The sequence below is a fragment of the Arthrobacter sp. AOP36-A1-22 genome (assembly GCF_052377615.1).
Taxonomy (GTDB): domain Bacteria; phylum Actinomycetota; class Actinomycetes; order Actinomycetales; family Micrococcaceae; genus Arthrobacter_H.
In genome coordinates this window covers 24,800-46,138 of record NZ_JBQSWX010000020.1, presented here as the reverse complement: position 1 = coordinate 46,138, position 21,339 = coordinate 24,800, and the positions used below count along the sequence as shown (strand labels likewise).

19 protein-coding genes are annotated in these 21,339 nt (G+C 60.6%); 8 read left to right on the top strand and 11 right to left on the bottom strand.

Annotation, left to right across the window (positions count from 1 at the left end):
• Positions 1-3: 3 nt before the first annotated feature.
• From gyrB to dnaA, 6 genes are all read right to left on the bottom strand, one after another.
• Positions 4-2,199 carry a DNA topoisomerase (ATP-hydrolyzing) subunit B gene (gyrB, locus tag ACT3S2_RS12035; protein WP_444554466.1) on the bottom strand — a complete coding sequence of 732 codons (2,196 nt, stop codon included), beginning with the start codon at positions 2,197-2,199 and terminating at the stop codon, positions 4-6.
• A gap of 261 nt (positions 2,200-2,460) precedes the next feature.
• The gene (locus ACT3S2_RS12030; protein WP_444554465.1) at positions 2,461-3,018 is read right to left on the bottom strand and encodes a DUF721 domain-containing protein; all 558 of its coding nucleotides are present in this window, start codon (positions 3,016-3,018) and stop codon (positions 2,461-2,463) included.
• On the bottom strand, positions 3,015-4,202 hold the full coding sequence (gene recF / locus ACT3S2_RS12025) for a DNA replication/repair protein RecF (protein ID WP_444554464.1): 1,188 nt from the start codon (positions 4,200-4,202) through the stop codon (positions 3,015-3,017). Before recF ends, ACT3S2_RS12030 begins: the two co-directional genes overlap by 4 nt.
• A 15-nt stretch (positions 4,203-4,217) precedes the next feature.
• Positions 4,218-5,105 (bottom strand): phosphogluconate dehydrogenase (NAD(+)-dependent, decarboxylating), encoded by an 888-nt coding sequence (gene gnd, locus ACT3S2_RS12020; protein WP_444554463.1) that lies wholly within the window; start codon positions 5,103-5,105, stop codon positions 4,218-4,220.
• Positions 5,106-5,148: 43 nt separating this feature from the next.
• Positions 5,149-6,270 (bottom strand): DNA polymerase III subunit beta, encoded by a 1,122-nt coding sequence (gene dnaN / locus ACT3S2_RS12015; protein ID WP_444554462.1) that lies wholly within the window; start codon positions 6,268-6,270, stop codon positions 5,149-5,151.
• Between the two features lie 405 nt (positions 6,271-6,675).
• A complete protein-coding gene (gene dnaA / locus ACT3S2_RS12010; protein WP_444554461.1) occupies positions 6,676-8,091 on the bottom strand; it encodes a chromosomal replication initiator protein DnaA in 1,416 nt (471 codons plus the stop codon).
• 519 nt (positions 8,092-8,610) lie between these two features.
• Here dnaA and rpmH point away from each other — a divergent pair.
• The 8 genes from rpmH (at position 8,611) to ACT3S2_RS11970 (ending at position 14,652) form a co-directional block, all read left to right on the top strand.
• Positions 8,611-8,748, top strand: a complete 138-nt coding sequence (rpmH, locus tag ACT3S2_RS12005) for a 50S ribosomal protein L34 (protein ID WP_444554460.1) — start codon at positions 8,611-8,613, stop codon at positions 8,746-8,748.
• 70 nt (positions 8,749-8,818) lie between these two features.
• On the top strand, positions 8,819-9,214 hold the full coding sequence (gene rnpA / locus ACT3S2_RS12000) for a ribonuclease P protein component (RefSeq protein ID WP_444554459.1): 396 nt from the start codon (positions 8,819-8,821) through the stop codon (positions 9,212-9,214).
• Positions 9,201-9,578, top strand: coding sequence for a membrane protein insertion efficiency factor YidD (gene yidD / locus ACT3S2_RS11995; RefSeq protein ID WP_444554493.1), 378 nt, complete (start codon positions 9,201-9,203; stop codon positions 9,576-9,578). Before rnpA ends, yidD begins: the two co-directional genes overlap by 14 nt.
• A gap of 6 nt (positions 9,579-9,584) precedes the next feature.
• Complete coding sequence (yidC, locus tag ACT3S2_RS11990) at positions 9,585-10,544, top strand: membrane protein insertase YidC (protein ID WP_444554458.1); 960 nt, start codon at positions 9,585-9,587, stop codon at positions 10,542-10,544.
• A 69-nt stretch (positions 10,545-10,613) separates the two neighbouring features.
• The gene (locus ACT3S2_RS11985; protein ID WP_444554492.1) at positions 10,614-11,120 is read left to right on the top strand and encodes a Jag family protein; all 507 of its coding nucleotides are present in this window, start codon (positions 10,614-10,616) and stop codon (positions 11,118-11,120) included.
• A gap of 45 nt (positions 11,121-11,165) precedes the next feature.
• Positions 11,166-11,816 (top strand): 16S rRNA (guanine(527)-N(7))-methyltransferase RsmG, encoded by a 651-nt coding sequence (gene rsmG / locus ACT3S2_RS11980; protein ID WP_444554457.1) that lies wholly within the window; start codon positions 11,166-11,168, stop codon positions 11,814-11,816.
• Between the two features lie 228 nt (positions 11,817-12,044).
• Entirely contained in the window at positions 12,045-12,998 is a 954-nt protein-coding gene (locus ACT3S2_RS11975) for a ParA family protein (RefSeq protein ID WP_444554491.1), read from the top strand.
• Positions 12,999-13,533: 535 nt separating this feature from the next.
• The gene (locus ACT3S2_RS11970) at positions 13,534-14,652 is read left to right on the top strand and encodes a ParB/RepB/Spo0J family partition protein (RefSeq protein WP_444554456.1); all 1,119 of its coding nucleotides are present in this window, start codon (positions 13,534-13,536) and stop codon (positions 14,650-14,652) included.
• Positions 14,653-15,866: 1,214 nt separating this feature from the next.
• Here the strand turns inward: ACT3S2_RS11970 and trxA are convergent.
• The 5 genes from trxA to ACT3S2_RS11945 form a co-directional block, all read right to left on the bottom strand.
• Positions 15,867-16,190, bottom strand: a complete 324-nt coding sequence (gene trxA, locus ACT3S2_RS11965) for a thioredoxin (RefSeq protein WP_444554455.1) — start codon at positions 16,188-16,190, stop codon at positions 15,867-15,869.
• A 28-nt stretch (positions 16,191-16,218) separates the two neighbouring features.
• Positions 16,219-17,199: a thioredoxin-disulfide reductase gene (gene trxB / locus ACT3S2_RS11960; protein WP_444554454.1), complete on the bottom strand. Its 981-nt coding sequence runs from the start codon at positions 17,197-17,199 to the stop codon at positions 16,219-16,221.
• 114 nt (positions 17,200-17,313) lie between these two features.
• A complete protein-coding gene (locus ACT3S2_RS11955) occupies positions 17,314-18,942 on the bottom strand; it encodes an ABC transporter substrate-binding protein (RefSeq protein WP_444554453.1) in 1,629 nt (542 codons plus the stop codon).
• 98 nt (positions 18,943-19,040) lie between these two features.
• The gene (murJ, locus tag ACT3S2_RS11950) at positions 19,041-20,744 is read right to left on the bottom strand and encodes a murein biosynthesis integral membrane protein MurJ (RefSeq protein WP_444554452.1); all 1,704 of its coding nucleotides are present in this window, start codon (positions 20,742-20,744) and stop codon (positions 19,041-19,043) included.
• Complete coding sequence (locus ACT3S2_RS11945; RefSeq protein ID WP_444554451.1) at positions 20,734-21,261, bottom strand: NUDIX hydrolase; 528 nt, start codon at positions 21,259-21,261, stop codon at positions 20,734-20,736. The genes murJ and ACT3S2_RS11945 overlap by 11 nt, the downstream gene beginning before the upstream one ends.
• Between the last annotated feature and the right edge of the window lie 78 nt (positions 21,262-21,339).

The window sequence follows — 21,339 nt, the reverse complement described above, 5'->3', positions numbered from 1 at the left end:
TCCTCAGATATCGAGGAAGCGCACGTCCTTGGCGTTCTGCTGGATGAAGTTACGGCGGGATTCAACGTCCTCGCCCATGAGCACCGCGAAGATCTGATCCGCTGCGGCGGCGTCTTCCATGGTGATCTGACGCAGGGTCCGGTGGTCCGGGTCCATGGTGGTGTCCCAGAGCTCGGAGTAGTCCATTTCGCCCAGGCCCTTATAGCGTTGGATGGCGTTGTCCTTGGGGAGGCGCTTATTGGCCGCCGCACCAGCGGTCAGGGAGGCATCCCGCTCGGCATCCGAGAAGACGTATTCATGAGCCGAGTTGGACCACTTGATCCGGTACAGCGGTGGCTGCGCCAAGTACACGTAGCCATTTTCGATCAGCGGACGCATGTACCGGAAGACCAGGGTCAGCAGCAGCGTGGTGATGTGCTGGCCGTCCACATCGGCATCGGCCATCAACACGATCTTGTGGTACCGGAGCTTGGCCATATCGAATTCCTCGCCGATGCCCGTTCCGAAGGCCGTGATCATCGATTGGACCTCGGCATTTCCCAAGGCCCGGTCCAGGCGTGCACGCTCCACGTTCAGGATCTTCCCGCGCAACGGCAGGATGGCCTGGGTCCGGGGATCACGACCGCGTTTGGCCGAACCACCGGCGGAATCACCCTCCACGATGTAGACCTCGCACTCGGAGGGGTTCTTCGAGGAGCAATCCGAGAGCTTGCCCGGCATCCCGAATGACTCCAGCGGGGATTTGCGACGGGCATTGTCCCGGGCCTTCCGAGCCGCCATACGGGCCTGGGCGGCAAAAAGGGACTTCCTGATGATGTCCTTGGCCGTCGAGGGGTTGCGCTCGAGCCAGTCTCCAAGTTCGTCGTTGACCACACCCTGGACGAACCCCTTGGCCATGGAGTTGCCCAGCTTGGTCTTGGTCTGGCCCTCGAACTGCGGTTCTCCCAGCTTGATGGAGATCACCGCCGTGAGGCCTTCCCGGATGTCGTCACCGGTGAGGTTGTCATCCTTGTCCTTGAGGATGCCTTTTTCCTTGGCGTAGCGGTTGATCAGCGAGGTCATCGCCGCCCGGAAGCCCTCTTCGTGCGTTCCGCCCTCATGGGTGTTGATCGTGTTGGCGTAGGTATGGACGGATTCCGAATAGGCGGTCGTCCACTGCATCGCGACCTCAACGGAAATCATCCGTTCCGTGTCTTCGCTTTCGAAGGCGATGACGTCAGGGTGGACGAGGTCGGCCTTCTTCGACGTGTTGAGGTACTCCACATAGTCGAGCAACCCGTTTTGGTAGCAGTAGTCGACGAACCGGTGCTTGGGTTCCTCGGCCTCGTGGGCCCGTTCCTCAGTGTCGTCCTCGGCGATCTCATCGGCCGAATCATCGAGCGTGCGCTCATCGGTCAGGGAAATACGCAGACCCTTATTCAAGAAGGCCATCTGCTGGAAACGTATGCGGATGGTCTCGAAGTCGAACTCGGTGGTATCGAAGATCCCCGCATCCGGATAGAACGTGATCGTCGTTCCGGTCTTTTCGGTTTCCTCGCCCTTGACCAGTTCGCCCTGGGGCTTCCCGCCATCAGCGAATGACATCCGGTAGACGTTGCCCTGCCGATGAATCTCGGCGTCGACGCGGCTGGAAAGGGCATTGACGACCGAGACACCCACCCCGTGCAGACCGCCGGAAACGGCATAGCCGCCTCCACCGAACTTGCCACCGGCGTGCAGAATGGTCATGACGACCTCGACGGTCGGCCGTCCTTCGGTCGGGTGCATGTCCACGGGGATGCCACGTCCGTTGTCTTCGACCCGGACACCGCCGTCCTCCTGCAGGGCCACCTTGATGGTGTCGCAGTATCCAGCCAGAGCTTCGTCGACGGAGTTGTCGACCACCTCATAGACCAGGTGATGCAAGCCGCGCGGCCCCGTCGAGCCGATGTACATGCCGGGCCGTTTACGAACGGCCTCCAGGCCTTCCAGGACCGTGATGTCGCTGGCTCCGTAAGCGTGTTCGACCCGGTGGGAATTCTCGTGTGGTTCCTGCTCCACTACTGATTCCGGTTCTACGGCCGGACCGGGTTCCTGGGCCGCTATCGGCTCCTGTGGTGCTGTGGAATTCTCGTCCTCGGGGGTGGTGTTCTCAGTATCCACAGGCGGTGCAGACTCCTTGTGCGTTCTCGGAGGACGCCGATCCGGTAGATCGGGCATCCATGAACCGGCGCCCTGACCGTGGACGGGCGGGCACCGTAACTACAATTCTACCGTGTTTCTCAGCCGTGGTGGGGTAAATCAGCCCCCAATTGCCTCTCATTGGCAAAAAAACCGGCCTAGAAGCCTCTCCAGTGCCCTTGAGTGAGGCCCTATGTGCCGATGGGGCTCCCAGTGCCTCTGTAGCCGGTTCCCTGTCGGTAACTTCCGGGGGCGGTCGGTCTTCCATGACCGAAAAGCTTCTTCCTGGATGATCCGCAGCTATCCGTAGGTGTCCCGGGGCCCACGGCCAGCAACCCGGCGCATCCCCTTTTTCCAGCTGGGGGCCGAAGGGCCAAGGACTTGGATGACGGTGACCACTCCGGGCCCAAGCTTCTCGTCGAAGGTCTTGAGCAGGCTGTGGCTCAGGAGCCGGACCTGGGTCGCCCACGCAGTCGAATCACATCTGACCACGACGGTCGTGTCCTCGAAGCTTTCCGGCGTGCAGTGGGCATTGATTTGCGGTCCCACCAATTCGGTCCACCGGGACATCACCGATCCAACGGCCACCGGGGATGTCCACCCCCTATCACGGACCATTCGTCCGAACACCGTCCCGATGCCCTGTGGATCCCGGCCGTCCTCGTAGGAGACACCAGTGGGTGAACGGCGCCGCATCTCCCGGGCCTGCGCGCTACGTTCTCCTGCCCGCCGGGCCCTGGCTGCATCTATCCTGACTTCTCCCCGGGCCACGGCATTCTGACGCATGCGATTCAACATGGTCCGGGCAGCATCGAATTCCGCCGGCCCTTCCCCGGGGGTCTTATCGGCCGGGCTCATGCCGATACCGTTCCTGGACCCACGGTCAGCACCCGCCCACCCAACTCATCCGGGACGTCGCCGACGACCGCGGCCGTCACGATGACCTGTTCGGCGTCGGCGACCACCGCCGCCAATTTTTGTCGCCGTGAAAGGTCGAGCTCGGCGAACACGTCATCAAGGATGAGGATCGGCTTCGCACCGGGTCGCGCGTCGTCTTCACACAGGGCACGGTAGACCGCCAATCGAAGCGACAGGGCGAGGGACCACGTTTCACCATGGGAGGCATATCCCTTGGCCGGCGCCTGTCCAAGACCGAGAACCAGATCATCCCGATGTGGTCCAACCAGAGTCAGTCCCCGTTCGAGTTCCTTCTTGCGCTGGGACCCCAAGGACGCCAGGAAGGCCTCGTGGAGCTCCTCCAGATCGAGCTCGGCCAGCGGGCTGCGTTCCCCGGCGGCCAGCGGTTGCTCCCCGTTGTTGTCTTCGGCGGGGAGGACACCACCAACCGTGGACGTATAAATAACCGTGGCGGGTTTCGAGCCGTCCGTCAGCCCCGCATAGGCATCCGAAATATGTCCTTCGATGGTGGCCACGACATCCAACCGACCGCGCAACAGTTTTGCCCCGGCCGATGCCAGATGCTGATCCCACACGGCAAGCGTGGCTTCATGGGAGGTGGACAATCGTCCAGACGAACGGGCCGATTTCAGCAGGGCATTGCGTTGTTTAAGGACGCGTTCGTAGTCGGACCTCGTGGCGGCTTGATGGGGCTGCAAGGCAACCAGGACATCATCGAGATAGCGCCGGCGTTCCGAGGGATCCCCCTTGACCAATGCCAGGTCTTCGGGCGCGAACAGCACGGTTCTCACTATGCCCAGGATCTCGCGGGCCCTGACGGGGTTGGCCCGGTTGATTCTCGCCCGATTGGTCTTCCCCGCCGTGATTTCCAGTTCAAGCCCCACCGCCTGCTCCCCCCGATGGATCCGGGCCCGAACCAGAGCCTGGTCGGCATCGAAATGAATCAAGGGAGCATCATTGGACACCCGGTGTGAGGACAACGAAGCCAAATAGCCCAAGGCTTCGGCAATATTGGTCTTCCCCACGCCATTGGGACCAGCGAAGACCGTCGTGCCCGGAGCGAGTTCGAGGTCGATTTGGCGATAGGAACGGAAGTCGGTCAGGGAAACATGAGAAACGTACAACTGCTGATGTCCCGCTTATTCGCCCGGCCGGCGCACCGCGTGTCCGCCGAACTGGTTCCGCAGGGCGGCAACCATCTTCATTGCCGGTGCATCTTCTTGCCGCGAGGCAAACCGGGCAAAGACCGAAGCCGTAATGGCGGGGGCAGGAACCGCATTGGCGATGGCCTCTTCAACGGTCCAACGGCCTTCTCCTGAATCCTCTACATAGCCGGCGATGTCCTTGAGTTCCGGGTCTTCCTTCAAGGCCTTGACCAGCAGATCCAGCAACCACGAACGGATGACCGTTCCTTGCTGCCAGGCACCGAACGTTCCGGGGACGTCTTTGATGATCTCCTTCGCGGCAAGGAGCTCATAGCCTTCGGCGTAAGCCTGCATGATGCCGTATTCAATGCCGTTGTGGACCATTTTCGCGTAATGCCCAGCGCCGATGTCGCCGACGTGGACGAAACTCTCGGATCTGGTTCCCTCCGGCCTCAACGCATCAAAGAGCGGAAGAAGTTCCTCGATGTCCTCCGGAGCACCGCCGGCCATGAGCCCGTAGCCGTTCTCCAGGCCCCAGACGCCACCTGAAACGCCGCAATCCACAAAGCGTATGCCGCTTTTGGCCAGGTCGGTGCCATGGCGGATGTCGTCGCTGAATCGGGTGTTTCCGCCGTCAACGACCAGATCGTCCTCCCCCAGTTTTCCCGCGAGCTCCGAGACAACCGCATCGGTGACGGCCCCTGAGGGAACCATGATCCACAGGACTTTACGATCCGGCAGCAGGGCCAGTAGTTCATCGACGGATCCGACATCGGTCACGTCGGGGTTCCGATCGTACCCAGTGACGTCGATTCCACCCTGGCGAAGGCGGGCCCGCATGTTGTAGCCCATCTTGCCCAAGCCGATCATTCCGATGTGCATGGCATCCTCCTCGATAGTGGAATCCCCGGTCGGTGGATTGGCCTTAGTTTGGAAGTCGTACCGGCATGACCAGGTAGCGGTAGTCGTCCTCGTCGTTTCCGTCGAGTGCCTTTTGGGCGGTCATCATCGCCGGTTTGGGGGCGGTGGTGAACGAGAACCGAACGAACTCCGTGTTGAAGGCATTCAAGCCCTCGCTCAGGTACGCGGGATTGAACGCCACCGTGATCTCTTCGCCTTCAAGCTGGGCCTCGATGGCTTCTTCGGCCTGTGCGTCTTCGCCCGTACCGGCATCAAGGGCCAGCTGGGAATCGGTGAAGGCCAGTCGAACGGGTGTATTCCGTTCTGCAACGACGGCGACGCGACGCACTGCTTCAACCAACTCGTGGGTGCGGACCGTCGCATGGATGGGGGTGTTCTCCGGGAACAACGACCTGATCTTCGGGTAATCGCCGTCGACCAGGAGTGAAGTCGTGCGTCGGCTACCGCTTTCGAAACCAATGAGGTCGCTGTTCTCTCCGAGGGCGATCTGCAACTCCCCGGCACCGCCAAGGGTCTTGGCGACTTCGTTGAGCGTCTTGGCCTTCACCAGGGCCGAGGTTGAGATGCCGGGAGTTGTGGGCTTCCAATGAACCTCACGCATGGCCAGACGGTAACGGTCGGTGGCCAGGAAAGTGATCAGGTCATCCTCGATCTCCATCTTCACACCCGTGAGGATCGGCAGTGTGTCGTCCTTTGAGGCGGCGACGATGACTTGGGCGATGGCCTCGGAGAAGGCTGCCCCGTCCACGACACCGGCGATTTCCGGCAGGACCGGTAGTTCGGGGTAGTCGGCCACGGGCATGGTCGCCAGGTGGAAACGGCTACGGCCACAAGTGACGGTGACCTTGGAGCCTTCCGTTTCGATGGTGACGGTCGACTGGGGCAGGCTTCGGCAGATCTCAGCCAGCAGTTTGCCTGAAACAAGAATGGTGCCGGGAGTGGAGACTTCCGCCGCGATCTCCAAATGAGCAGAAATTTCGTAATCGAAACCGGCGAAGGAGACCACCGAGTCTCCCGCATTGATGAGGATCCCCGAGAGGACCGGCGAGGGAGGCCGCTGTGACAGCGAACGGGCGGTCCAGGACACGGCATCTGCCAGAACGTCCCTTTCAACACTGAACTTCACGTAGTGATCCGCCTTTCACAGCTTTTGGTGACAACTTTCCGGTGCAAGCTTAGCCCGAGTCATCAACGTGGGCATACTGCCCCGGTGGGATCTGTGCTCAGCAGGCCAGAGTGGTCGGGAACGGGAACTTGTTATCTGGATTCTTCTAGAAAGAGGGATTAGTAGTGTTAATAACCCTTGTGGATACTGTGGATAACCATGTCCCGCGTGTTCGTCTCGGGCTTTAAGGCTGTTCACAACTTGTGGGTTCCCATCGTGTGAAGTCCAACGGGCCGGTGGATAAAAACTATTGGTATTTCGGGGGTCCACAGGAATCCTGTAGTTATCCGCAGAAGAACCTAGTCGTCCACTTAATTATCCACAGACTTATCCACAAGCGTTCATATCGCTGGAAACTCGGGCTTCCTAGCCCTCGCGCTGTTGTTGCTTGATGCGGTTGGTCAGTTCGGTCACCTGATTGAAGATCGCCCTGCGCTCTGCCATGAGTTCCCTGATCTTGCGGTCCGCGTGGATCACGGTCGTATGGTCACGCCCTCCGAGTTCCGCCCCGATTTTTGGAAGCGACATGTCGGTGAGCTCACGCAGTAGATACATCGCGATCTGTCGCGCGGTCACCAGGGTGCGTGTCCTGGATTTGCTGTTGAGTTCCTCGATGCTGAGATTGAAGTAGTCAGCGGTCTGGGCGATGATCGCGGCCGGCGTGATCTCCTGGGCTCCCTCGTCCGTGATCAGGTCCTTGAGTACTTGCTCGGCCAATGTCAGGTCCACGGTCTGGTTGTTCAAGGAGGCAAAAGCCGTCACGCGGATCAGGGCGCCTTCGAGCTCGCGGATGTTCGTTGAAATCTTCGAGGCGATGTACTCCATGACATCGTCCGGCGCCGAAAGTCCCTCTGCGGTGGCCTTTTTGCGCAGGATAGCGATCCTGGTTTCCAACTCAGGGGGCTGGATGTCGGTCAACAGTCCCCATTCGAAACGCGAGCGCATCCGGTCTTCAAAACCCGCCAGTTGTTTCGGCGGTAGATCCGAGGTGATGACGACTTGCTTATTGTGGTTGTGCAACGCGTTGAATGTGTGGAAGAACTCCTCCTGTGTCGCATCCTTGTTCGCCAGGAACTGGATGTCGTCGATCAGGAGGATATCGACGTTGCGGTACGTCTGCTTGAAGCTGGCGCCCTCGTCGTCGCGGATGGAGTTGATGAAGTCGTTGGTGAACTCTTCGGAGTTCACATATCTGACCCTGATGCCGTTGTACAGATGTCGGGCGTAGTGGCCGATGGCGTGGAGCAAGTGGGTCTTGCCCAACCCGGAATCCCCATATATGAACAGCGGGTTATATGCCTTGGCGGGTGCTTCAGCGACCGCCACGGCGGCGGCGTGGGCGAAGCGGTTCGATGAGCCGATCACGAAGGTATCGAAGATGTATTTGGGGTTCAGGCGACCGAACTCCTGGGAATTCGAGGGCGGGGAAGGTTGGGGACGGTGGTCGCTCATCCGTTCCTTGGCCACCGGAGCCGGCTCGGGCTTGCTGGGCTCCGGCTCCGTGTCCGGGACCAGATCGGCATCAATGCTGAAGGCACAGAGGATGTCATCCTGGAAGACCTGGCGTAGTGCCGCGTCGAGGGAATTCTTCAGTTGGGTTTGGAGAACTTCGCGGGTCAATTCATTGGGCACGGCCAACAGCAGGGTGGTGCCGATCAAGCCGAGCGGCCGGGCATGCACCACGAATCCGCGCTGGCGGGGGGTGACCCGATCGTCTTGTTCGAGTATCCGAACGACTTGACGCCAGGAGCTGCCGACACTGTTGGATTCGTCTGTGCTCATTGCGATCTCCCCCTTCAAGGTGGGCCGGTCCGGTGATAGGTTTCCGCTGGCCCGCACCCTAAGCGAAAGACGACCAACGAGTTTCGATTCTAGCCGTCATCCACAGCGTTATTCACAGTCCGTGGATAACTGCGAAGTATTGGCGAGCAGCCGCGCAAGTCCAATGAATTGCTGCGGATAACTACCATGAGCGCGATCGAGGACGATGGCCGGTAGCGGGAAATCACCCAAATGCCTTGTTCGTTGTCCACAACTGTGGATTAATGAAGACGAAGTTATTCACAGCCCGGTAGTCGGATGTCCGAGGTATCCGCCGCGTGCCGGTTTGACCTTGCTACCACGCGTCGCCTATCGTAGTTTAGTCCTGTGTGTGTGCTTTGGGACCCTGCAATCCGTCCGCTTACGCGGGATTCGGGCCAGGCAACCCAATGTGCCACATGAAATACGAGCGTCAGCCTGTTCTTCCCCCTTGTAGCAACGGGTTAAGGCGCATCCTTTGATCGTCTTGGAGTTACTACTGTGAGCAAGCGGACTTTTCAGCCGAATAACCGCCGTCGTGCCAAGAAGCACGGCTTCCGTCTTCGTATGCGCACCCGTGCAGGTCGCGCCATCATGTCAGCACGCCGGTCCAAGGGCCGCACCGAGCTGTCTGCATAGCATCGAGCCATTCCTGCGGACCGCGCGTGGGTGACGTGAGCATGTTCCCCGACGGAGTCGGATACTGACCATGTTGCCCATGAGACACCGTCTGCGCGCAGCCGCGGAATTCTCTGCCACCGTACGTTCCGGCGCCCGTTCTGGGCGCCGGAACGTCGTGCTATATGCACGCTTGCGGCCTGAGGCCGATCATGCCGAACCCACGCGGTTCGGTTTTATCGTGTCCAAGGCCGTCGGGAACGCGGTGACCCGCAATCTCGTTAAAAGGAGGTTGAGGGCCGTCGCGGCACAGGAACTTCCCTCACTGGCGTCAGGATACGACGTCGTGGTGCGAGCCCTTCCCGCTTCGGCTCAGGCCACATGGGCGGGTTTATCCGCGGATGCGCGCCGAGCGTTGGACAATTCGTGCCAGCAAGCAGCCGAGCTGAAGACGGAGAGCAGAAGAAGGAGGCATTCGGTTGGCTGAAGTCCCTTCAGATGCTGGTCCCGGACCCCTTCGCTGGCTCTGGGATCTTCCCCGGAACCTCTTGATCCTCTTGATCATGGGGTATCGGAAGGCAATCTCGCCCTTATACGGGGACGTCTGTCGATACTTTCCCAGTTGCTCGGCGTACGGCCTGGAAGCGGTCACCGCACATGGAGCCGTCAAGGGCAGCGCGTTGGCTTTTTGGCGCGTCCTTCGCTGCAATCCATGGAGTCACGGCGGCATCGATCATGTCCCTGCAGGATCCAGGATTTGGCCAGAAGGCAGAACCCCCAAGATCATGGTGTTGAATCATCCGCCGATTCCCGCCGACGATGATGCCGCGGATGCGGCTCGAGGAGCATAACCGGAAATGAACTTCCTAGACACACTTCTGTGGCCATTCACCCAAGTGGTCTCATGGATCCTTCGGGCCTTCCACGCGATCTTTACTTTCGTGGGCATGGATCCCGATTCGGGGTGGACCTGGACGTTGTCCATCATCTGCCTGGTGTTGCTCATTCGTACTGCACTGATCCCTGTGTTCGTAAAACAGATCAAGGCCCAGCGGGCGATGCAGGTCCTCCAACCCGATCTGAAGAAGCTGCAGGCTAAATATAAGGGTAAGAAGGACCAGCTCTCGCAGCAGGCCATGATTGCCGAACAGCGGGAGCTGTTCAAGAAGCACAAGACGAACCCGTTGGCTTCCTGCTTGCCGATTCTGGTGCAGATGCCGTTCTTCTTCGCCCTCTTCCGAACACTGAACAACGCTTCGCATGCCAGTGATCAAGGGGAAAGCGTCGGGGCATTGTCCGTCAACCTGGTGCGTAGCTTTGACGGGTCGACTATTTTTGGCGCCGGCCTGTCGGAAACCTTCCTCGGAACGGTGAATTCTGGGGCCCCGAAAGTCTCCGTCATCATCACTGCGATCGTGATGATCATCGCGATGTCTGCGAGCCAGTTCACGACGCAGCGACAGATCATGACCAAGAACATGACGAAGGAAGCCCTCCAGGGCCCCTTCATGCAGCAGCAGAAGATGATGATGTACATCCTGCCGCTGGTGTTCGGCATCGGCGGCATCAACTTCCCCATCGGTGTACTGATCTACTGGACCGCCACGAACGTCTGGACGCTGGGGCAGCAGTTCTACGTGATCCGCAACAACCCGACACCCGGCTCCCAAGCGGCACGCGAACTCAATGAACGTCGTGCAGCTAAGGGTCTTCCGCCTCTCGGGCAGAAGAAGACCGACGAAGTGGTCGAAGCCGAGGTCATCGAGCCCAAGGGACAGCGCGAGCAACCGCAGCGCAAGAACAGGAAGAAGAAGTAGACGATGAGTGCCGACGATGTGAACGCCACCGACACGGTCGAGAACACCGTGGATGAGACGAAGCCTTCCATGCAGGCGATGGACCAGACCGCAGATGCGCCGAACCGTGCTGAGGAAGAGGGGGACATCGCCGCGGACTATCTCGAGGAATTGCTCGATATCGCCGATCTGGATGGTGATCTCGACATCGAGATCAGGAATGGTCGGACCTATATCTCCATCGTCAGTGAAGAAGCCGAAGACGAATCCCTGAAGGACCTGATCGGTCGTGACGGGGAAGGCCTAGAAGCCCTCCAGGAACTGTCCCGTCTCGCAGTTCTCTCGGCGACGGGCAATCGTTCACGGCTCGTTCTGGATATTGCCGGATACCGCGATGGTCGGGCAGGCGAATTGAAGAAGATCGCCGAAGAGGCCGTGGCGAGCGCCCGCGAAAGCGGTGAGGACATTGCGCTGGATCCTATGAGCGCTTATGAACGAAAGTTGGTTCATGACGCGGTCGCCGATCTCGGATTGCAAAGTGAATCCGAGGGCGAAGGAAGCCGCCGACATATCGTTGTATCACTGGGCGACGCCTAACCCTACGGCGAGTTCGACCTTACCGAAGCCAGGAACAGGAGCGTTGTGATTCAGGAAGTACAGCCCAGTGAAGCGGAATTGAGGGCGGCGCAGGCCATATTCGGAGATCGTTTGCCTTTGGCCGAAAGGTACGTTCAGCACCTTGCCACCACCGGGATGGAACGTGGCCTCCTCGGCCCGCGGGAAGTGCCTCGTCTCTGGAGTAGACACGTGTTGAATTGCGCGGTGGTCGCCGAGCTCATTGCTGAAGGGGCAGAGGTTGCCGATGTGGGAAGTGGCGCAGGGTTGCCCGGCCTGACCTTCGCGATTGCTCGTCCCGACCTGTCGTTGACTTTGATCGAACCCCTTGAGCGGCGTTGTATCTGGCTGAACGAAGTAGTGGAGGACCTCGGGTTGGAAAACGTCACCGTGTACCGTTCCCGGGCCGAACAGGCGGTGGAGCACATCAACGCGGATGTGGTCACCGCTCGCGCCGTGTCTGCATTGGGCAACCTGGCCGGGCTCACGATCCCCCTGCTGCATGGACGGGGCGAGGTGTTGGCGATCAAGGGTCGTAGTGCAGCGGAGGAAGTCGATAAGGCAGCCAAGGTCCTGCGAAAACTTGGCGCCAGGGAAACTGAAGTCCTGACCGTGGGAGATTCGTTGCTGGAGGAAACCACGACCGTAGTGAGGATCAACGTCGGTACCGCGTCCTGACCGGTAGGCTGTACTGGTGGCGAACTCGTCATGGATGTGGTGAGGAGAAGCGACCATGAATGGCACGGAGGTCTTAACAGGCCCCACCGAGTGGCTTCAGCACTCGACCGGCACACTGCCACCAGTAGAGCAATCGTATTCGGTTGTTTCTTACGTTTCACGTGAAACGTGGTTCTGCCGGTATGGAGCTAGCCGTGCACTTCACGCCCAGCCCTGGAGGACGGCAGCATCAAGCAGCAAGAAGAATTTCAGTCGGAAGCGAAGGCACCGGTTCGGAACATGATGGACAGCATCGACGAGAGCACCCCGCTGGCAAGCCAGCTGGCCAACGAAACCAAGCGTCGCGAGAAGCTCAGCGGGACGACCTTGCCCAAGCCCGATAGCACGCGGTACCTGACGGTCAGCAACCAAAAGGGTGGCGTCGGTAAAACCACTACGACCGTGAACATCGCTGCGGCGTTGGCGAAGGCCGGCATGAATGTCCTGGTGGTTGATATCGATCCACAGGGCAATGCCTCCACTGCCTTGGGAATTGATCACCACGCCGAAGTGGACAGTATTTACGACGTGCTGATCAACGATGTTCCGCTGGGTGATGTCTTGGCGCCATGTCCGCAGTTCCCCAATCTCTTGGTGGCCCCGGCGACGATCCACCTGGCTGGCGCGGAGATCGAGTTGGTATCGCTCGTGGCCCGGGAGCAACGACTTCGCAGGGCCTTGGACCAGTACGCCAAAATGCTGGAAGATCAAGGGGCCGAACGAATCGACTATGTCTTCGTGGACTGCCCTCCCAGTCTTGGGTTGCTGACGGTCAATGCCTTCGTTGCCGCGCAGGAAGTGCTTATTCCGATCCAATGCGAGTACTACGCACTCGAGGGCCTGAGCCAGCTGCTCAGCAACATTGAACTGATCCAAAAGCACTTGAACTCAGATCTGGTTGTTTCCACGATACTTTTGACGATGTACGACGGCCGGACCAACCTGGCATCACAGGTTGCGGATGAGGTGAGGGAGCACTTCCCGAACCAGGTCCTCCAGGCATTGATTCCCCGGAGTGTCAGGATTTCAGAGGCTCCGAGCTATCAGCAGACGGTCGTCACTTATGACCCGAGCTCAACGGGTGCGCTGTCCTATCTGGAGGCAGCCGCGGAGATCGCCGAACGGGGCGTCAGCGGCTCCTGAAGCTCTTGGTTGCCAGTAGACTCTTGGTAGGTAATTTTGCGCGCACCCGGGCGCGCTGGCAAGGTCGAGAGGACGACGAATGGTTGAGAAGCGGCGCGGTTTGGGACGTGGGCTTGGTGCCCTGATCTCTGGTAGTCCGTCAAACGAGGAAGAAGAGCCCTCTCAGGTTGATAATGGGCTTTCTTCGTCGTCAGAGGGCATTCCTAAGGCGTCTTCACCTGCGGAGACGAGTCATGATGCAGGCCGGCCGAATGGTGCTCTTTCAGCAGTGAACATCGAGAGTGAATCCGATTCCAAGGGATCCAAGGGTTCGTCCACTTCTTCTGTTTCACGTGAAACACCACCAACAAAGAGGAAGAGTAGTTCCTCCAGCCAGGCGACCAGTCCGGGGAAGACCTCTTATGCATCCTCGACACCTGATGATATCGATAAGGGGGCGGCAACACCGCCGAAGACCCCTAAGGAGGCACAGAAGTCGTCGACGCGTCCCAGTTCTACAACGAAGCAGCCTTCACGGAGGAGTCGTCCGGTTGATATGTTCTTCAGCTCAGAGCAGGGAGGGACTGAAGAAGGAAAGCCGGGCGATGAGATCGCTGATTCTGATCGCAAGCCAGCCACACCCAGGAACCGCCGTGTAGCTGTTCCGAACGTGCTCGGTAACGTGCGGACCTCGCGTGATCCAGCAACCGATCCCTCCGATCAGGCGGTAGGGTCCAGAGGACCAAATACCGATGAGGAAGCTGAATCTCGGAAGGGTGTTGCTGACGATAAGTCCTCGACGGCAGGTGAGTCTCGATCTTCAGAGGACGATGTTTCACGTGAAACGCTGGTCGCGGTACCCGGGGCGACGTTCGCGGAAGTGTCTGTCGCGAGCATCCACCCGAACCGTAAGCAGCCACGTACCGTCTTTGATGATGATGACATGGCTGAACTCGTGCACTCGATTCGCGAAGTCGGACTTCTGCAGCCGATCGTGCTGCGTCCATCGGATGAAGGTGGAGATCAACTCTATGAGCTCGTCATGGGTGAACGGCGTTGGCGTGCTGTCCAGGAAGCCGGCCTGACGACCATCCCGGCAATCGTGCGGGAGACGTCGGATACCGCACTACTGCGAGATGCGCTGTTGGAGAACCTACACCGTGCGCAGTTGAATCCCCTGGAGGAGGCGGCGGCTTATCAACAACTCATGCAGGAGTTCGACTGTACTCAGGATGAATTGTCTGAGCGTATTGGTCGTTCCCGGCCACAGATCTCCAACACTATTCGTCTGATGCGACTGCCTGCCCTGGTTCAGCGACGGGTTGCTGCCGGTGTGCTATCCGCAGGTCATGCTCGTGCCCTCCTCGGACTTGAAGATGTCGCGGATATGGAGCGACTAGCGCAGCGTATCGTCAACGAGGGTCTCTCGGTCCGGGCGACGGAAGAGATCGTAGCGATGAATGATGGTCTGCGGCGCAAGCCGAAGGAAAAGGCTCCGCGTTCGACTGCACGGCACGAAAGACTCGATTATTTGGCCAATTCGTTGTCAGATCATCTGGAAACCAATGTCAAGATCAGCCTCGGAGCAAAAAAGGGTCGCGTCAGCATCGAATTCGGCTCGGTCGATGATCTGAATCGAATCATGGGAGTCATAGCGCCATCTGCTGAGCAGTAGTGTTCGTCAGTCGAGCGGGTGGGTTTCACGTGAAACCCACCCGCTTCTTTTATCCCCGCCCGGCCGTAGTTCCGAAAAACTTGTAGACAGTCCCCTGTCAGAGTAGGCACGGAGTCGGAAAAGGGAACCAAGTGAGCGCTCTCGTCCGACAAAATCCATAAATCCTATGTTTCACGTGAAGCGCGACCGTATTCGGGAGCCCGGTAGTAGCTATTGCCTGGGTGCGTTCAAAGGACGCGGGGTATCAGTTGAAGCCAAATCAATGATCTTGGCGTCGTGTACGGCCGATTCACTGACGCGACCATCCGAGCCGTTGACGCAACGATGTTCCACGTGAAACGTGGACTGCAGCCTCACGCCTTTGATGTGGTGGTGGGCTGGACTACGACCGTACTCTTGAGACTCGATTAGTTATCAATGTCCCCATCGACGCGACTGGTTCGACCCGAGTTATTGAGTGCCTGATTCGCACGTCGCCTGGGCGTGAGCGACCGCCGGAGACTTCGTTATCCCCAGAATATTAACAATGTGCATATCTTGTGGATAAGTTATGACGCTTGCACGAGATTCATGCTTGGAGGATGTTCCACGTGAAACGATGGTTCGAGGTGGATGGTCGCTCGACGGGTTCGGATGAGGGCCCTGGATCGTGGAATCAGTGAAATTCATCCATTGCATCTCTCGTGACCGGACCGACCAGGAATCCATAGAAAGTTGGTTCGGTGAGCGCGTTGATGAGAAATCATTTACTGAAAAGGAGAGAAGAGACAAACGCAACTGATCCCGTTGGTATCGAGGGTCTTTGGGCCCGGTCTTGAGGGATCCAGTGCTGGTCCCGCGTCTGTTGGGTCCCCCGGACAGGCTGGGAACACCGGGATACTGCGTCAGATAGTGATGCATTGAGCGCGGTGGATGTCCTATGGCACCGTCGTCGGCTGCTGTTGACGGAGCAGGGCGTCTGAGGGGGTAGTTTGACCATGGCGCGAACGGAGTTTCCTGGAGCCAGGGGGACGGCGCCCGGCGGAGCCCCCGGCGTGAGCAGTGGTCCGAAGGGGTCCAGTGACGTGGTGGGGAAGCTTCTCGCCGTCCTCCGAGCATCCGCGGGAAGGACCCGCGGTCCGCACCGGGCATAAAAACGGGGCCGCCTTCCATGTTGCATGGTAGGCGGCCCCGTTTCGGTCGTGGAGTGCCGGCGCATTGCCGGCTGCGTCCTTCTAGAGGAAGGCCGCGAACTCCTGCTCAAGCGCCTGCTTGGGCTTGGCACCAATGGAACTGGCCACGTGTTCGCCCTTGTCGAAGACATAGACCGCCGGGATGCTGGTGATGCCGTACTTTGCGGCAATTCCGGGGTTGTCATCGACGTTGACCTTGACCACGTCGACCTTATCGGCGTGCTCTGCGGCGATCTGGTCGAGAATGGGCGACAGCTGGCGGCAGGGCCCACACCATTCGGCCCAGAAGTCCACGATGACGGGCTTCGGTGCATCCAGCACGTCGGCCTGGAAGGAGCTGTCTGTAACGTCCTTTGCCTGACTCATGATTGGTCGTCCTTTCCGAGGGGGAGTTCTAGTTGGAAACTGCTGCGGCTTGCTCTGTCGGGACAGGCAGACCTGAGAGATAGTGTTCGACGTCCAGTGCTGCCACACAGCCCGAGCCGGCGGCAGTGACGGCCTGACGGTAGGTCGGGTCGATGACGTCACCGGCGGCGAAGACGCCTGGCAGGCGCGTCTTTGACGTCCGGCCCTCCACGGCAATGGTGCCTTCCGCCGTGACGGGCAACTGGTCCTTGACCAGTTCGGTCCGCGGATCGTTGCCGATGGCAACGAATACGCCGGTCACCTCGAGCTCGGACTCACTGCCGTCCAGGAGATTGCGGAGTTTCAGGCCGGTGACCTTTTCGGCGCCCAGCACATCATCGACTGCGGAGTTCCACACGAATTCGATCTTCGGGTGGGCCAAGGCGCGGTCCGCCATGATCCGTGAAGCCCGCAACTCATCGCGCCGGTGGATCACGGTGACCTTCGAAGCGAACTTCGTAAGGAAGAGCGCCTCCTCCATGGCGGAGTCGCCTCCGCCCACGACGGCGATCTCCTGTTCACGGAAGAAGAAGCCGTCGCAGGTGGCACACCATGACACACCGTGTCCGGAAAGCCGCTTCTCGTTCGGCAAGCCCAATTCACGATAGGCCGAACCGGTGGAGATGATGACGGCGCGGGCGCGGTAGACCTCGCCACTGGCCAGGATGACGGTTTTGATGTCACCCTCCAAGTCGACGGTGGAGACGTCTTCGTACTGGATCTCCGCGCCGAAGCGCTCGGCTTGGGCCTGCATGTTGTCCATGAGGTCCGGTCCGAGGATTGCCTCACGGAATCCGGGGAAGTTCTCGACGTCAGTGGTGTTCATCAGCTCGCCACCGGCGGTGACGGATCCGGCCACCACGAGCGGGGCCAGATTGGCCCGTGCCGTGTAGACGGCTGCCGTGTACCCGGCGGGTCCTGAACCGATGATGATGACGTCGCGAACGGCATCGGGTGTATCTGTTGCCACGCGGTGTGTCCCTCCCTCTCAGCCCGTGGGGTCTCGCAGGTGCGATGCACGGGGTTTTGATGATCTCTTGCCCTGCACAACGAAGCGGTGCAGGGCTCTATTCCCTCGGTGGTGCTAGGACACCTTGATCTCCGCGACCTGCAGCCCGTAGGGGCGGGAGCTATTGGATGTCGTGGCCAAACGGGGAAGCTCGTTGATGTTCAAGAACACGTATTTGCCGGTCACCTTCTGGTCATCGTCCCCGGCGACGGGAACGGTGACCGTGGGGCCGGTGAAGGATCCCGAGGTGACTTCAGTGGCCGAGCCCAGGTCGTCGGAATCACCGACGCTGATCTGGAAGGCCCCGCCGGTGCCATTGAGCCCCGACAATTCGACCTCGGAGATCGTGGCCTCCTCCTTCAGCTCGACCACCAGGATCATGTTGGAGGCGAAGCCGCCAAACTGCGGGGTGGTGAAGGAATAGGAACGGTACAAACTGCCCTGGTTGCCATCGATGGCGTTGGACAATGTGGAGTCCGTTTCGGAGTTCAACTCCTGGTTGCCGGGGACGACCCGGGAAATCCCGGTGACCTCGGGGGTGGCCGCCGCCTCGGGGGTCGCTTCCTGGGACTCGGCCTTCTTGGAGGAAGCCTCCTGCGAGGAGGCTGCCTGGCTGGTTTCCGCGGCCGTCTTGGGAGCGTCGTTGGAGCCCAACGTGTTGAAGGCGATCACGACCGCGACGACCAGCACCACCACCAGCAAGGCACCGACAAGCAGGCGGCTGAGGCCACCTCCTGCGGCCTTCTCCTCCGGGTCCCCCTCGTCGGCCTCTTCATCGGGGGCGGAGAAGTGACGGGCTCCGGCGGGGAAGACCGCTGCGGGACGTTCGTAGTGTTCCGCTTCGACCGGTTGGCTCTCGTGATCTGCCGTTCCGGCGGCCGCGGCACCCGCTGCCGCCAGGCTGGCGTCGCCGGCATCGTCACCCTGGGGAGCGGGAGTCGAAACATCATCTGCGGGGGTGCCCCAGAGGGAGACCTTCTCCGTTTCACCGGTGGCGTCGTCGTCGGCGGGATCGGGTGAGTCCGTCGGGGACGCGGGGGACGTGGGTGGTATCTGCGGCCGCGGCGGGACATTGGCTGCCGCCGTCGGTGGGGCGGAATCCGTGGGCTCGTGGTCCTCCGCGTCGGTGGCGGCTGCTTCGTCGGCGGCCGCAGCGAACCCTTCGGCCTCTTCGTCCGCCTCGGGGGATGCCGAATCCTTCCGACCACGCCCCCAACGGCTGGTGAACCCGGTCAGCTTCTTGGCGACCCGGCCTCCGACATTGCGCTCTTCATTGGCCTGGAGTTCTTCCCAGTATTCTTCTTCGTCGTCGTAGACTTCCGGTTCCGCGCTGCGCGTGACCCCGAAGATCTCCGAACCCAGCGTGTCGGTGTAGAAGGGTTCGATGAAGGGGGCATCGCGTTGGATGACCAGGTCGAGCAGATCGGCCGGGCTGGCGGTGTTCGTGATGAGGTAGGTGCTGCCGTCGGAGATGCCCAGGTCCAGGACCTGCATGGTCCCGTAACGCTCGCCCGTCGCGATCTCCCGGGCGCTGGTCGCCACCTGGCTCGCGTTCTCCGGTGAAGCCACGAGGATGCTCACCGAACGGTTCAGCACCTGATCCATCCCGCCCAGGACCGCGTCGCCGTCGGCGGAGGTCAAAACCAGTTCGGTGACCTTGTACCGGCCCCCAAGAACGGCTCCGACATCGATGGGCTGCGACACTATTTACTCCCGGGTTTGGTGGTGTGTAGCTGGGCACGCTGCTGCTGTGCTTCGACCATGTTACCGGTGTCCGCGCCCGGCGGGCGGGACATTGTGTCCTAGCGGCGCAACCTTCTGCCCAGGTCCGGGATGCGTTTGGCTGCCCCGCCGATGAAATCGTCCAGTTCCGGCACGTTGGCGGCCTTCAACAACAGCAGGTACACCACGGCCATCACGCTGCCGACGACGGCGATGCTGATCAGGGCGGAGAAGATTGAATCCCAGGCGAATCCGCTGGTGTATCCGCCCATGAACCAGAGCACCAGGGCCCCGACGGCCCCCGAAATGGCGGAGTACCAGCCGATCCGGATATACGTGTTCACGACCTCCCTGGTGCCGTAGTCGCCGTAGCGGCGCACGACCAGGACATGGGCGATCACGGCGGAAATGATGTTCGTGACCCCGTAGAGCAGTGCGATCCCCAAGGCGATCTTGGCCGCCGGCAGGGCCGCGGCCAGGGCGTAGGCGATGAGCACGCCGACGACGGCCATCGAGGATTGGATGATCATCGGCGTCTTGGTGTCCTCCTCGGCGAAGAAGACCCGGATGAGGAAGAAGTGGATGCTCTTGAAGGGCAGACCCAGCGCCGTCAGGAGCAGCAGCTGCCCGATCGCGGCGCCGGCCACCACCGAATACTTCCCGCCGCCGGCGAAGAGCAGGCCCAGGGGTCCGGCCAGCACGATGAAGGCGACCGTGGCGAACACGACGGGCACCGCCGTCGTGCGGAGTCCCTGGGAAAGGGCGGGAGCGACCTTCTCCCGCTTATTGTCGGCGAAGGCCCGTGAGAGTTCATTGAACAGGACGGTGGCCAGCGACAAGGCGAAGATGGAGTGCGGTAGGACGGTGACCAGCTGCATCGCGTTCAGCGCTTGTTCGCCCGGAACGCCCGCCCGTTCCCCCGGGGGCAGGGAGCTGCGCGCGTTCGCCGCGCTGGAAACCAGCCGGGCGTAGATCAACGATGCGACGTTGCCCATGGTCATCGAACCCAGCGTCCAGATCGCCAGCTTCCCGACATGGCGCAACCCCATGCCCCGCCAGTTGAACTTGGGACGGATCCGCAGACCTGAACGGGCCAGCGGAATGAACAGCACGAGCGCCTGGACCACGATGCCCAGGGTCGAACCGCCGGCGATCCAGAGGGTCTGCATCGATGTCCAGTTCGCCAACTGGTCCGGATCGCCGTCGTACTTGCCGAAGGACATCATGAACCCGATGATGACCAGGATCTGCACGACGTTGTTGGCGACCGGCGCCCACATGTAGGCGCCGAAGCGTCCGTGGGCGTTCAGGGCCTGTCCGACGACGGCGTAGACGCCGTAGAAGAAGATCTGCGGTAGGCACCAATAGGCGAACGCGGTGCCCAGGGTGAGCATCGGCTCCGACCAGTCCTTGGTCAGGATGGTGATGATGGGGCCGGCCCCGAGGGTCAACAGCACGGTGAAGGCACCCATGACGACCATGGTCAGCGTGATGAGCCGGCTCGTGTAGTCCGAGCCCTTGTCCGCGGCCCGCGAGGCCTTGATCAGCTGCGGGACCAGCACGACGTTGAAGATGCCTCCTGCCAGCAGCATGAAGATGATGTTGGGGATGACGTTGGCTTTTTCGAAGATGTCCGCCACCATGGCATTCGATCCGATGGCGAAGGCCAACAGGGCCGTCCGGGCGAAGCCCAGACCCCGGGACACAATGGTCCCCGAGGCCATGAGGTGATAAGCCTTGGCGTTCGAACCAGCTTTCCGGTCCGTGGTGGTCTCAGTTGCCATGTTGAGCGAGGACGTCCCGGGCCAATTCCGCGATGCGGCGCTCGTTGGGGAAGGAGAGCTTCCTGCCGAGTTCGGCGATCGGGATCCACGCGACATCCACTGCCTCGTGATCGGGATCGTTGTCGACGGTCAGCTCTCCACCGGTGGCTTCGAGCAGGAAATGGTGGACCGTCTTGTGCACGCGGTAGTTCGTCACGGTGAACCAGTAGTCGATGCTGCCCAGCGGGGCGAGGATCCGTCCGGCGATGCCGGTTTCCTCGTCCACTTCCCGCACGGCGGCCGCTTCATTGGTCTCCTCGCCCTCGGGGTGGCCCTTGGGCAGGCACCATTCAAGCCGGCCACCCCGGTTGTAGCGGGCGATGATTGCCACCGGGAGTCCGGGCAGCGCCGTATCGACGATGACTCCGCCGGAGGAGATTTCCTCGACGGTGGGAAGGGAATGCTGGCCCGGCTGCGCAGACGCCATGGAGGCGTTCAGCGGTGTGCGCTTCGGAGCGCGAGGTACTGGATGGGCCATGGAAACCACTCTATCCATCTTTGCTGTGCACATGTGCCCGCCCCGCGTACGCCGCGCGTCAGGCGCCGGCGGAAAAAT

Excerpts from the sequence above, each read along its gene's own strand:
- gyrB (WP_444554466.1), bottom strand. The coding sequence starts at position 2,199 with ATGCCCGATCTACCGGATCGGCGTCCTCCGAGAACGCACAAGGAGTCT.
- ACT3S2_RS12030 (WP_444554465.1), bottom strand. The coding sequence starts at position 3,018 with ATGAGCCCGGCCGATAAGACCCCCGGGGAAGGGCCGGCGGAATTCGAT.
- gnd (WP_444554463.1), bottom strand. The coding sequence starts at position 5,105 with ATGCACATCGGAATGATCGGCTTGGGCAAGATGGGCTACAACATGCGG.
- dnaA (WP_444554461.1), bottom strand. The coding sequence starts at position 8,091 with ATGAGCACAGACGAATCCAACAGTGTCGGCAGCTCCTGGCGTCAAGTC.
- rnpA (WP_444554459.1), top strand. The coding sequence starts at position 8,819 with ATGTTGCCCATGAGACACCGTCTGCGCGCAGCCGCGGAATTCTCTGCC.
- yidC (WP_444554458.1), top strand. The coding sequence starts at position 9,585 with ATGAACTTCCTAGACACACTTCTGTGGCCATTCACCCAAGTGGTCTCA.
- ACT3S2_RS11985 (WP_444554492.1), top strand. The coding sequence starts at position 10,614 with ATGCAGGCGATGGACCAGACCGCAGATGCGCCGAACCGTGCTGAGGAA.
- ACT3S2_RS11970 (WP_444554456.1), top strand. The coding sequence starts at position 13,534 with ATGTTCTTCAGCTCAGAGCAGGGAGGGACTGAAGAAGGAAAGCCGGGC.
- trxA (WP_444554455.1), bottom strand. The coding sequence starts at position 16,190 with ATGAGTCAGGCAAAGGACGTTACAGACAGCTCCTTCCAGGCCGACGTG.
- murJ (WP_444554452.1), bottom strand. The coding sequence starts at position 20,744 with ATGGCAACTGAGACCACCACGGACCGGAAAGCTGGTTCGAACGCCAAG.
- ACT3S2_RS11945 (WP_444554451.1), bottom strand. The coding sequence starts at position 21,261 with ATGGCCCATCCAGTACCTCGCGCTCCGAAGCGCACACCGCTGAACGCC.